Annotated in this window: 3 protein-coding genes; all 3 read left to right on the top strand. The window is 68.5% G+C overall.

The window, feature by feature from the left end; translation table 11 throughout:
• Positions 1–4: 4 nt before the first annotated feature.
• A complete protein-coding gene (locus SH922_RS28020; RefSeq protein ID WP_393060650.1) occupies positions 5–11,182 on the top strand; it encodes an SDR family NAD(P)-dependent oxidoreductase in 11,178 nt (3,725 codons plus the stop codon).
• Between the two features lie 104 nt (positions 11,183–11,286).
• The gene (locus SH922_RS28025; protein WP_393060652.1) at positions 11,287–12,231 is read left to right on the top strand and encodes a proline iminopeptidase-family hydrolase; all 945 of its coding nucleotides are present in this window, start codon (positions 11,287–11,289) and stop codon (positions 12,229–12,231) included.
• Positions 12,232–12,428: 197 nt separating this feature from the next.
• Entirely contained in the window at positions 12,429–12,872 is a 444-nt protein-coding gene (locus tag SH922_RS28030; protein ID WP_393060654.1) for a cold-shock protein, read from the top strand.
• Positions 12,873–12,883 lie beyond the last annotated feature (11 nt).

The following is a 12,883-nucleotide window of genomic DNA, read 5'->3' on the forward strand; positions in this document are numbered from 1 at the left end:
CCCGATGAGTAATTCTGACGAGAAACTGGTCGCCGCGCTGCGGGCGTCGCTCAAGGAGAACGACCGTCTGCGGGCCCACAACAGGAAACTGTCGTCCGCGGCCCGCGAACCCATCGCCATCGTCGCGATGAGCTGCCGCTTTCCGGGTGGCGTCGAATCACCAGAGGCTCTGTGGCAGTTGGTGAACGATGGTGTGGACGCCATATCCGACTTCCCGGAGAACCGTGGTTGGAACCTCGGTGCTCTCTACGACCCGGACGGCGAGCGACAGAACACCAGCTACGTCGACAAGGGCGGGTTCCTTCACTCCGCGGACACGTTCGACCCCGTTCCCTTCGGCATCAGCCCGAACGAGGCCCTGATCATGGACCCGCAGCAGCGACTGCTGCTGGAATGCTCGTGGGAGGTCTTCGAGCGGGCCGGTATCGACCCCACCACGTTGAAGGGCAGCAAAACCGGCGTATTCGCCGGAATGATGTACCACGACTACGTCCACAACAGCGCCACGGGTTCCATTGCGTCGGGCCGCGTCTCGTACGTCTTCGGCTTTGAGGGGCCGTCGATGACGCTGGATACGGCGTGCTCGTCGTCGCTGGTGGCGTTGCATCTGGCGGCCCAGGCGCTGCGTTCGGGCGAGTGCTCGATGGCGCTGGCCGGAGGCGTGGCGGTCATGTCGACGCCTGAGGTCTTCGTCGAGTTCAGCCGACAGGGCGGCCTGTCCAGGGACGGTCGCTGCAAGTCCTTCGCAGGGTCCACCGACGGCACCAGCTGGTCGGAGGGGGCCGGCGTCCTGCTCCTGGAGAAGCTCTCCGACGCTCGCAGCAACGGACATCCGGTTCTGGCCGTGCTGCGGGGCAGTGCGGTGAATCAGGACGGTGCGAGTAATGGGCTGACGGCTCCGAACGGTCCGTCGCAGCAGCGGGTGATTCGTGCGGCGTTGGCTGATGCGCAGATCTCGTCGGATCAGGTGGATCTGGTGGAGGCGCATGGGACGGGCACGCGGCTGGGTGATCCGATCGAGGCGCAGGCGTTGTTGGCGACGTATGGGCAGGGGCGTCCGGAGGGTGATCCGCTGTGGCTGGGGTCGTTGAAGTCGAACCTGGGGCATGCGCAGGCTGCTGCTGGTGTGGGTGGTGTGATCAAGGCGGTGGAGGCGATTCGGCATGGTGTGTTGCCGAAGACGTTGCATGTGGATGTGCCGACGCCGCAGGTGGACTGGGCTGCGGGTGCGGTGGAGCTGCTGACGGAGTCGCGTGCGTGGCCGGAGCGGGATCGTCCGCGTCGGGTGGGTGTGTCGTCGTTCGGTCTGAGTGGGACGAACGCGCATGTGATCGTGGAGCAGGCTCCGGTGGTGGAGGAGCCGGAGCCGGTGGCCGTCACTGAACTGCCGGTGGTTCCGGTGGTGTTGTCGGCGCGGAGCGAGGCGGGGCTGTCCGGGCAGGCCGGGAAGCTTCTGGCCCGGATCGAGTCCTCTGGTTCTTCTCTGCTGGATGTGGGTTTTTCGTCGGTGGTGTCGCGTGCGGTGCTGGAGCATCGTGCGGTGGTCGCGGCGTCGGACCGTGAGGAGTTGGTACGGGGCCTGAGCGCACTGGCCAAGGGCGAGACGTCGTCTTCGGTGGTGCGTGGGTCGGCGCGGCCGGCGGGCAAGGTCGCGTTCCTGTTCACGGGTCAGGGTGCGCAGCGGCTTGGTATGGGCCGGGAGTTGTATGAGGCGTTCCCGGTGTTCGCGGAGGCGTTCGACGCGGTTCTCGCGGAGTTGGATGCCCGGTTGGGGCGTTCGTTGCGTGACGTGGTGTGGGGTGAGGACGCCGGCCTGTTGAACGGGACGATGTTCGCCCAGGCCGGGTTGTTCGCGGTCGAGACGGCGTTGTTCCGGCTGGTGGAGTCCTGGGGTGTGCGTCCGGACTTCCTGGTGGGCCACTCGGTCGGTGAGATCGCGGCCGCGCATGTGTCTGGTGCGTTGTCGTTGGGTGATGCGGCTGAGTTGGTGGTGGCGCGTGGTCGGTTGATGCAGGCGTTGCCGGCCGGTGGGTCGATGGTGGCGGTGGAGGCGGCGGAGGCTGAGGTGCTTCCGTTGCTGAACGGTGAGGTGGGCATCGCTGCGGTCAACGGGCCGCGTTCCGTCGTTGTCTCGGGTACGGAGGCGGCGGTTCGCGAGCTGGTCGCGACGTTCGAGGCTCAGGACCGCAGGACGAGTGTGTTGCGGGTGTCTCACGCGTTCCATTCGCCGTTGATGGAGCCGATGCTGGCGGAGTTCGGGGCGGTGGTGGCCGGGCTGGAGTTCGGTGCCCCGTCGATTCCGGTGGTGTCGGGTGTGTCCGGGGATCTGTCGGAGGGTTGGGGTTCGCCGGAGTACTGGGTGCGGCATGTCCGTGAAGCGGTGCGTTTCGCGGATGCGGTGTCGTTCGTGGTGTCGCGGGGTGTGACGTCGTTCGTCGAGGTGGGTCCTGACGGTGTGCTGAGTGGGATGGCGCAGCAGTCGGTGGACACGGAGTCGGCGACGGTCTTCGTCCCGCTGGTGCGCAAGGGCCGCCCCGAGCTGCCCACGGCCGTGGCGGCGTTGGGTCAGTTGCATGTGGCGGGTGTTCCGGTGGACTGGGCCCGGCTCTTCGAGGGCTCGGGTGCCCGCCGCGTCGAACTGCCCACCTATGCCTTCCAGCGCGAGCGGTACTGGATGGAAGCGGAACTCGGCGGCAACGACCCCGGCTCGCTCGGCTTGGGCACCACCGATCACCCACTCCTCGGCGCGGCCGTCGCTCTGGCGGAAGCCGACGAGATGGTGCTCACCGGAAGGCTCTCTCTGGCCACCCAGGCCTGGATCGCCGATCACGGCGTGCTGGGCAGCGTGCTCCTGCCCGGCACAGCCTTCGTCGAGCTGGCCGTCAGAGCAGGTGACGAGGTCGGATGCGACCTCCTGGAAGAGCTGACGTTGCAGGCGCCACTCGTGATCCCTGAGCAGGGAGGTGTCGCGATTCAGGTGGCGATCGGCGCAGCCGATCAGACGGGCCGCCGTTCGGTCGGCGTGTACTCACGAGGCGACGGCTCCGGTTACGGGCCGTGGACGCGTCACGCGGAAGGCATCCTTGCCACGGGCGCGGAGACGCCGGTCGCGGACCTGACTGCGTGGCCGCCGAAGGGTGCCACGGCGATCAGCGTCGAGGGAGCCTACGGCCTCCTCTCGGAGCGTGGCTACGGTTACGGACCGGTGTTCCAGGGGCTCAAGGCCGCCTGGACCTCCGGGGAGGAGCTGTACGCGGAGGTCGCACTGCCGGACTCGGCGCACGACGACGCCCAGCGCTTCGGCTTGCACCCCGCTTTGCTCGACGCCGCCATGCACGTGGCGCTCATCGATGACGGTTCGCGGACCGACGAGTCGACCGTGCTGCCCTTTGCCTGGACCAATGTGGCTCTTCACGCGGCAGGAGCATCGGCTCTTCGTGTACGGATCGCGCCTGCCGGGCAGGACAGTGTGTCGGTCCTGGTGGCCGACGGGGCGGGCCAGCCGGTGCTCAGCGTTGGTGCGTTGGTCTCCCGTCCGGTGTCGGTGGAGCAGTTGGCCGGGTCGGGTGTGGGTGGTGGGTTGCATGAGGTGGTGTGGCGGCCGTTGGTGGCGGCTGGGGTGGTTGAGGGTGCGGGTGTGTTGAAGCCGGCTGTGTTCGAGGTGCCGGTGGTGGGTGTGGATCCGGTGGTGGGTGTGCGGTCGGTGTTGGGTGGGGTGCTTGAGGCGGTTCAGGGCTGGCTGGCTGATGAGGGTGCGGACGGTCCGCTGGTCGTGGTGACGCGTGGTGCGGTGTCGGTGGGTGCGGATGGCGGGGTGGATGTGTGCCAGGCGCCGGTGTGGGGTTTGGTGCGGGCGGCTCAGGCGGAGAATCCGGGGCGGTTCGTGTTGGTGGATGTGGATCCCGCGGGTGGGGTGTTCGCGGATGTTGTGGGTGTGGTGCTGGCTTCGGGTGAGCCTGAGGTCGCGGTGCGTGGGGGTGAGGTTCTGGTTCCGCGTCTGGTGGAGGTGGCTGCTGGTGTCGCGGTGGCGCAGGGGGTGCCGGACGGGGTTGTGTTGGTGACGGGTGGCACGGGTGGTCTGGGTGGTTTGGTGGCGCGGCATCTGGTGGAGGTGCATGGGGTGCGGCGTCTGGTGTTGGCGGGTCGTCGCGGTCTGGAGGCTCCTGGGGTGGGTGAACTGCTCGATGGCCTTGCGGGGTTGGGTGCCGAGGTGTCGGTGGTGGCGTGTGACATGTCGGACCGTGATGCGGTGGCCGGTCTGGTGGGGGGTGTGGGTGCGGATCTGGTTGGTGTGGTGCATGCGGCGGGTGCTGGTGACAACGGTTTGGTCGGGTCGATGGACGGGGCCCGGTTTGATCGGGTGTTGGGTGCGAAGGCGGATGGTGCCTGGTACTTGCACGAGCTGACGCGTGAGCGTGAGTTGGCGTTCTTCGTGATGTTCTCGTCGGCGGGTGGTTCGGTGCTGGCTGCGGGTCAGGCGAACTATGCGGCGGCGAACGTGTTCCTGGACGCACTGGCTGTGCAGCGTCGGGCGGAGGGTCTGCCGGCCACCTCCCTCGCGTACGGGCTGTGGGCGGGTGCGGGGATGGGGGAGTGGTTGGGTGAGGCGGATCTGGAGCGGATGAGGCGTCAGGGGTTGCCGGCGTTGGAGCCGGAGCAGGGTCTGGCGTTGTTCGATGCGGGTCTGGCGTCCGGCCGGGCTGCTCTGGTTCCGTTGCCGATCGACGTCACCGCACTCCGTACGCGTACGGACACCATCCCCGCACTCCTCCGCGACCTCGTCCCCACCACCAGGCGACCCGCCGCACGTGCGGTGGCCGGGGCCGGAGACGGTCAGGAGCTGCTGCGCAGCCTGGCGGGGCTCGCGGACGACGAGCGGTCCCGCAAGCTGCTCGAGATGGTCCGTGGCCGCGTGGCCAAGGTGCTGGGCCATGCGTCGGCCCAGGCCATCGAGGCGGACCGGCCCTTCCAGGAGCTCGGCTTCGACTCGCTCAGCGCGGTGGAACTCCGTAACGAACTGAACCTGACGACCGCGCTCCGGCTCCCCGCGACGCTGGTCTTCGACTACCCGACCTCGCGGGCCGTGGCGGGGTACATCGACGGCGAGCTCGACGGAAGCGGGGCGCGGGAGGCCGAGCAGTCGAGCAGCAGTCCCGCCGCGCGCGACCTGGACGACGAGCCGATCGTCATCGTGGGCATGGCGTGCCGCTACCCGGGCGGAGTGACCTCGCCCGACGACCTGTGGGATCTGGTCGCCGACGGCCGCGACGCGGTCTCAGGCTTCCCGCGCGACCGGGGCTGGGACGTCGAGGGTGTGTACGACCCCGAGCCGGGTGTGCCGGGCAAGACCTACGCGAACGAGGGCGGCTTCCTCTACGAGGCGGGTGAATTCGACCCGGCGTTCTTCGGCATCAGCCCGAACGAGGCTCTGATCATGGACCCGCAGCAGCGGCTGCTGCTGGAGGCGTCGTGGGAAGTCCTCGAACGTGCGGCGATCGATCCCCGCTCCCTGAAGGGGACCAGGACGGGAGTCTTCGCCGGCCTGATGTACCACGACTACGGCCAAGGAACGGAGGCCGCCGCGACCACGGGCGGAAGCCTGGTGTCCGGTCGCATCTCCTACACGCTGGGACTTGAAGGTCCTTCTCTGACGGTCGATACGGCGTGCTCGTCGTCGCTGGTGGCGTTGCATCTGGCGGCGCAGGCGCTGCGTTCGGGCGAGTGCTCGATGGCGCTGGCCGGCGGTGTGGCCGTGATGTCCACCCCGGACATGTTCGTTGAGTTCAGCCGTCAGCGCGGGTTGGCGAAGGACGGCCGGTGCAAGTCGTTCGCGGGCGCCGCGGACGGTGCCGCCTGGTCCGAGGGCGTCGGTGTTCTGCTGGTCGAGCGGCTGTCGGACGCCCGGCGGCTCGGGCACGAAGTCCTGGCTGTGGTGCGGGGCAGTGCCGTCAACCAGGACGGGGCGAGTAATGGCATGACTGCGCCGAACGGTCCGTCGCAGCAGCGGGTGATCCGTGCGGCGCTGGAGAACGCCGGACTGTCGTACTCCGATGTGGATCTGGTGGAGGCGCACGGGACGGGGACCCGCCTGGGTGATCCGATCGAGGCGCAGGCGTTGTTGGCGACGTACGGGCAGGGGCGCCCGGAGGGCGATCCGCTGTGGCTGGGCTCGCTGAAGTCGAACCTGGGGCATGCGCAGGCTGCTGCTGGTGTGGGTGGTGTGATCAAGGCGGTGGAGGCGATTCGGCATGGTGTGTTGCCGAAGACGTTGCATGTGGATGTGCCGACGCCGCAGGTGGACTGGGCTGCGGGTGCGGTCGAGCTGCTGACGGAGTCGCGTGCGTGGCCGGAGCGGGATCGTCCGCGTCGTGTGGGTGTGTCGTCGTTCGGTCTGAGTGGGACGAACGCGCATGTGATCGTGGAGCAGGCTCCGGTGGTGGAGGAGCCGGAGCCGGTGGCCGTCACTGAAGTGCCGGTGGTTCCGGTGGTGTTGTCGGCGCGGAGCGAGGCCGGGCTGTCGGCGCAGGCCGGGAAGTTGCTGGAGCAGATGGGGGTCTCCTCTTCGCTGTTGGATGTGGGCTTCTCCTCCGTGGTGTCACGTGCGGTGCTGGAGCATCGTGCGGTGGTCGCGGCGTCGGACCGTGAGGAGTTGGTACGGGGCCTGAGCGCGTTGGTCGAGGGCGAGCTGTCGCCTTCGGTGGTGCGGGGGGTTGCACGGCCGGCAGGTGCCACGGCCTTCCTGTTCACGGGTCAGGGTGCGCAGCGTCTTGGTATGGGCCGGGAGTTGTATGAGGCGTTCCCGGTGTTTGCGGAGGCGTTCGACGCGGTGCTCGCGGAGTTGGATGCCCGGTTGGGGCGTTCGCTGCGTGACGTGGTGTGGGGTGAGGACGCCGGTCTGCTGAACGGGACGATGTTCGCCCAGGCCGGTCTGTTCGCGGTCGAGACGGCGTTGTTCCGGCTGGCGGAGTCCTGGGGTGTGCGCCCGGACTTCCTGGTGGGCCATTCCGTCGGTGAGATCGCGGCCGCGCACGTGTCGGGCGTGCTGTCGTTGGCGGATGCGGCTGAACTGGTCGTAGCGCGTGGTCGGTTGATGCAGGCGTTGCCGGCCGGCGGGTCGATGGTGGCGGTGGAGGCGACGGAGGCCGAGGTGCTTCCGCTGCTGAATGACGGCGTTGCCGTGGCTGCTGTGAACGGTCCGCGTGCGGTGGTCGTCTCGGGTACGGAGGCGGCGGTGCGCGAGCTGGTCGCGACGTTTGAGGCTCAGGACCGCAGGACGAGTGTGCTGCGGGTGTCCCACGCGTTCCATTCGCCGTTGATGGAGCCGATGTTGGCGGAGTTCGGGGCGGTGGTGGCCGGGCTGGAGTTCGGTGCCCCGTCGATTCCGGTGGTGTCGAACGTGACGGGTGAGGTGTCGCAGGAGGTCGCGACGCCGTCGTACTGGGTGCGGCATGTCAGGGAGGCGGTGCGGTTCGCGGACGCGGTCCGTTTCCTGGAGGACCAGGGCGTCACCTCCTACGTCGAGCTGGGCCCCGATGGTGTGCTGAGCGGAATGGCGCAGCAGTCCGCACGCTCGGAGGCGGCCCTCTTCGTCCCGCTGGTGCGCAAGGGCCGCCCCGAGGCGGCTACGGCTGTTGGGGCGTTGGGTCGGTTGCATGTGGCGGGTGTTCCGGTGGACTGGGCCCGGTTCTTCGATGGTTCGGGTGCCTGCCGTGTTGATCTGCCGACCTACGCCTTCCAGCGTGAGCGGTTCTGGTTGGAGTGTGTGGGTGGTGGGGATGCGGGTGGTTTGGGTCAGGTGGTGGTGGATCATCCGGTGTTGGGTGCTGCGGTGGCGTTGCCGGATTCTGGTGGTGTGGTGTTGACGGGTCGGTTGTCGGTGGAGGGGATGGGGTGGTTGGGGGATCACGTGGTGTTGGGTTCGGTGTTGTTGCCGGGGGCGGCGTTTGTGGAGTTGGTGGTGCGGGCTGCTGATGAGGTGGGTTGTGGGGTGGTGGAGGAGTTGACGTTGCGGGCGCCGTTGGTTGTTCCGGAGCGTGGTGGGGTGGCGTTGCAGGTGGTGGTGGGTGGTCCGGACGATGTGGGTAGTCGTTCGGTGCGGGTGCATTCGCGTCGGGAGAGTGCGGGTGCGGGTGCGGCGTGGGTGTTGCATGCGGATGGTGTGGTGGGTGGTGGTGCGGGGGAGTCGGTGCCGGCGTTCGACCTCACCGCATGGCCCCCGCCCGGCGCGACCCGGGTCGAGGTCGCCGACATGTACGACCTTCTGTCGGAGCGTGGCTACGGTTACGGGCCGGTGTTCCAAGGGCTCAAGGCGGCCTGGACCGTCGGAGAGGACATTTACGCCGAGGTGGAACTCGACGAGTCCGGACATGCGGATGCCAAGCGGTTCGGGCTGCATCCCGCGCTTCTCGACTCCACCATGCACGCCCTCGGACTCCGAGCAGCCGATCTCGAATCCGGCCCGGCGGGGGACGGTCGTCCCGCACTCCCCTTCTTCTGGGAGGGGGTCCGCCTGTTCGCTTCGGGTCCGACCGCGCTGCGCGTACGCCTCACGGGGTCCAGTGACGACACCGTGTCCCTGGCCATGGCTGATTCCGCGGGAGCACCGGTCCTGTCGGTCGATGGACTGACGCTGCGTCCGGTGTCGGTGGAGCAGTTGGCCGGGTCGGGTGTGGGTGGTGGGTTGCATGAGGTGGTGTGGCGGCCGTTGGTGGCGGCTGGGGTGGTTGAGGGTGCGGGTGTGTTGAGGCCGGCTGTGTTCGAGGTGCCGGTGGTGGGTGTGGATCCGGTGGTGGGTGTGCGGTCGGTGTTGGGTGGGGTGCTTGAGGCGGTTCAGGGCTGGTTGGCTGATGAGGGTGCGGACGGTCCGCTGGTCGTGGTGACGCGTGGTGCGGTGTCGGTGGGTGCGGATGGCGGGGTGGATGTGTGCCAGGCGCCGGTGTGGGGGTTGGTGCGGGCGGCTCAGGCGGAGAATCCGGGGCGGTTCGTGTTGGTGGATGTGGATCCCGCGGGTGGGGTGTTCGCGGATGTTGTGGGTGTGGTGCTGGCTTCGGGTGAGCCTGAGGTCGCGGTGCGTGGGGGTGAGGTTCTGGTTCCGCGTCTGGTGGAGGTGCCTGCTGGTGTCGCGGTGGCGCAGGGGGTGCCGGACGGGGTTGTGTTGGTGACGGGTGGCACGGGTGGTCTGGGTGGTTTGGTGGCGCGGCATCTGGTGGAGGTGCATGGGGTGCGGCGTCTGGTGTTGGCGGGTCGTCGCGGTCTGGAGGCTCCGGGGGTGGGTGAACTGCTCGATGGCCTTGCGGGGTTGGGTGCCGAGGTGTCGGTGGTGGCGTGTGACATGTCGGACCGTGATGCGGTGGCCGGTCTGGTGGGGGGTGTGGGTGCGGATCTGGTTGGTGTGGTGCATGCGGCGGGTGCTGGTGACAACGGTTTGGTCGGGTCGATGGACGGGGCCCGGTTTGATCGGGTGTTGGGTGCGAAGGCGGATGGTGCCTGGTACTTGCACGAGCTGACGCGTGAGCGTGAGTTGGCGTTCTTCGTGATGTTCTCGTCGGCGGGTGGTTCGGTGCTGGCTGCGGGTCAGGCGAACTATGCGGCGGCGAACGTGTTCCTGGACGCACTGGCTGTGCAGCGTCGGGCGGAGGGTCTGCCGGCCACCTCCCTCGCGTACGGGCTGTGGGCGGGTGCGGGGATGGGGGAGTGGTTGGGTGAGGCGGATCTGGAGCGGATGAGGCGTCAGGGGTTGCCGGCGTTGGAGCCGGAGCAGGGTCTGGCGTTGTTCGATGCGGGTCTGGCGTCCGGCCGGGCTGCTCTGGTTCCGTTGCCGATCGACGTCACCGCACTCCGTACGCGTACGGACACCATCCCCGCACTCCTCCGCGACCTCGTCCCCACCACCAGGCGGCGCAGTGCCGTGATCAGGACGGATGCGACGTCTCTGCGGCAGCGATTCGCGCAGGCCGATCAGGCTGGGCAGGAGGCCCTCCTCAGGACGCTCGTCATGGAGCGGGCGGCCGCGCTCCTCGGCCACAGCAGCGCGGACGCCCTCGACGCGGAACGGGACTTCCTGGAGGCAGGGTTCGACTCGCTCGGCGCGATGGAACTCCGTAACGCCCTGATGAAGGACACCGGACTACGGCTCCCTCCGATGGTGGTCTTCGACAGCAAGAGCCCGGCCGGGCTCGCCCGGCTGCTGCGTACGGACCTCCTGGCGGCAGAGCCCCTCGCGGCCGACGAAGCGGGAGCGCCCGTGGGTGCCGACGGGGTGCAGAGCGGCGCCGTATCCGGTGAGGCCGAGGCCCGTTCGGCCGGCAGGCCGCCCGAGACGCTCCGAGACCTGTTCCATTCCGCCGTCGTGTCCGGCCGCGCGGACAAGGGATTCGCGCTCCTTCAGGCAGCCGCCGACGTCCGGCCGGGCTTCGGCTCCGTGGACGAGATCGACCGGCTGCCCGCCGCGGTGCGTCTCGCGGACGCCGCCGAAGGGCCGCACCTCATCTGCCTCAGCACGCCCATGGCCACCGGTGGTGTCCACCAGCACGCGCGTCTGGTGTCCCACTTCGGAGGCAGGCACAAGATATCCGCACTGCCCGTCCCCGGATTCCTTGCGGGCGAGAGCCTTCCCACGTCGTCCGACGCAGCCGTCCAGGCACTCGCCCGGAGCGTGCTGGACACGGCGGACGGGAAACCGTTCGTTCTGCTCGGCTACTCGTCCGGCGGCACCCTCGCCTACGCCACCGCCGGACACCTGGAACGGGAATGCGGGGTGCGCCCGGCGGGCGTCATCCTGCTGGACACGTTCAAGGTCCACGACGGCGGGAGTGACGGGGTCCCCCTCGACGGACTCGCACTCGGCATGTTCGACAAGGAAGCAGTGTTCGGCCGCTTCGACAGCAGCCGGCTCTCGGCGATGGGCCGCTGGGTCGAACTGGTTCCGCAACTCCCGCTCACCCCGGTCGAGGCACCGGTGCTCTTCGTCCAGTGCACCCAGTCCTTCGTGCCGGACGGGGACGACGCGTCCCCCGACCTGGTCAGTGGCCGTGCCGAGCCCTGGGAGGCCAGCCATACCCTGCGGACCGTACGAGCCAACCACTTCACCCTCGTCGAGGACCGCGCCGAGGAAACCGCGCACGTCATCGACGAGTGGCTGGCGTCGAAGAGTACGGCGTCCGACCCCGGAGTGACCGCGTGACCGCGTGACCGCGTGATCGCGTGACCGCGTCACCCACCGCTCCCCTCCGCGAGCAGCGTGCGGGACGAAGCGTAACGAAACGAAATGAAACGAGGCGAAGTGACGTGACCGTGGCACCCAGCGCGAAGGGGACCCTGCCGTTCGGCGAGCATGAGACGTGGTACCGGGTGACGGGCGACCTTCGCTCCGACCGGCCCACGCTCGTCGTCGTGCACGGTGGCCCGGGATCCACCCATGACTATCTGCAGAACCTCTCCGACCTGGCCGACGACGGCTGGTCCGTCGTGCACTACGACCAGATCGGGAACGGCGGATCGACCCATCTGCCCGACCGGGGAGCAGACTTCTGGACGGTGGACCTGTTCGCCGCCGAACTCGACAACCTGCTCACGGGTCTCGGGATCGCCGACAACTACGTACTGTTCGGGCAGTCCTGGGGCGGCATGCTCATCACGCACCACGCCGCGGCGCGTCCGGCCGGCCTGCGCGGCCTCGTCATCGCCAACTCGCCCGCCTCCTATCCGCTCTGGCTCCAGGAGGCCAAGATCCTCCGGGACCAGCTCCCGCCCGGTGTCAACGACACGCTGCTCCGGCACGAGGCCGCCGGAACCACCGAGTCGGACGAGTACCACGCGGCCATGCGCACCTTCTACGAGCGTCACGTCTGCCGCCTCGCGCCCTGGCCCCGTGACTACCTGGCGTCGTTCTACGAGGTGTACAACGACCCCACCGTCTACTACGCGATGAATGGCCCCAGCGAGTTCCATGTGAACGGCACGCTGCGTGACTGGTCCGTCATCGACCTCTGTCCCGACGTCGACGTGCCCACCCTGCTGATCTCCGGGCGTCACGACGAGGCCACCCCCGCGACGGTGCAACCGTTCCAGGACCTCATTCCAGGAGCACGCTGGGAGATCTTCGAGGAGTCCAGCCACCTGCCGCACCTCGAGGAACCGGAACACTTCCGTGAGGTCATGCGGACGTTCCTCGACGAGGTGGATCCGCCGGTGGGGCAGCCGGACTCCTCCGCGCCGTCCCGCCGGCCGTAGGCTGCACGGAGTGCTGACAAGATGGTGTGCCGCTGAAACAAGGGCCCAGGTGTCACCTGCGGGGCGATGACATCTGGGACGCTAGCGGTCAGGTAGTCGCAAGGCGCGTCCGGAGTGGGTGCACGAGGTCCGGGCGGCCTGTCGCGGCAGGGATGGTCCCGGACACAGGTCCGGGATTCGTTGAGAGGGCGGTTCCCATGGTCATCGGTCGTGTGGTGCGTTTCGACAGCGTGAAGGGTTATGGGTTCATCGCTCCCGACCACGGTGGCGAGGACGTCTTCCTGCATGTGAACGACCTTCGTATTCCCGAGGCGTCTCTCCGGCCCGGCCTGATGGTCGAGTTCGAGATCGAGCAGGGTGACCGGGGTCTGAAGGCGTCCTCGGTGCAACTCGCCGCGGGCAACGGAAGCGGGGCGGCGTCGGTTACGGCATCGGTCTTCCCGGGGCGCTCCGAGTCCCCGAGCAGGCACCCCGTGGACGGCGACGACGTGTTGTGCGATGTGCTCAACTCGGAGGAGTACGTACGGGACGTCACGGAAGTACTGCTGGAATCGGCACCCGGACTCACCGCGGCGCACATTCTTCAGGTACGCCAAGGGATGCTGCAGTTCGCCAAGAACCACGGATGGGTCGAGGGCTGAATCCGGGGAGC

This window comes from Streptomyces sp. LN549, from assembly GCF_043203805.1.
In the GTDB taxonomy this organism is placed as follows: domain Bacteria; phylum Actinomycetota; class Actinomycetes; order Streptomycetales; family Streptomycetaceae; genus Streptomyces.

What these genes read in the sequence shown, in the direction of transcription:
- SH922_RS28020 (WP_393060650.1), top strand. Translation starts at nt 5, where the DNA reads ATGAGTAATTCTGACGAGAAACTGGTCGCCGCGCTGCGGGCGTCGCTC.
- SH922_RS28030 (WP_393060654.1), top strand. Translation starts at nt 12,429, where the DNA reads ATGGTCATCGGTCGTGTGGTGCGTTTCGACAGCGTGAAGGGTTATGGG.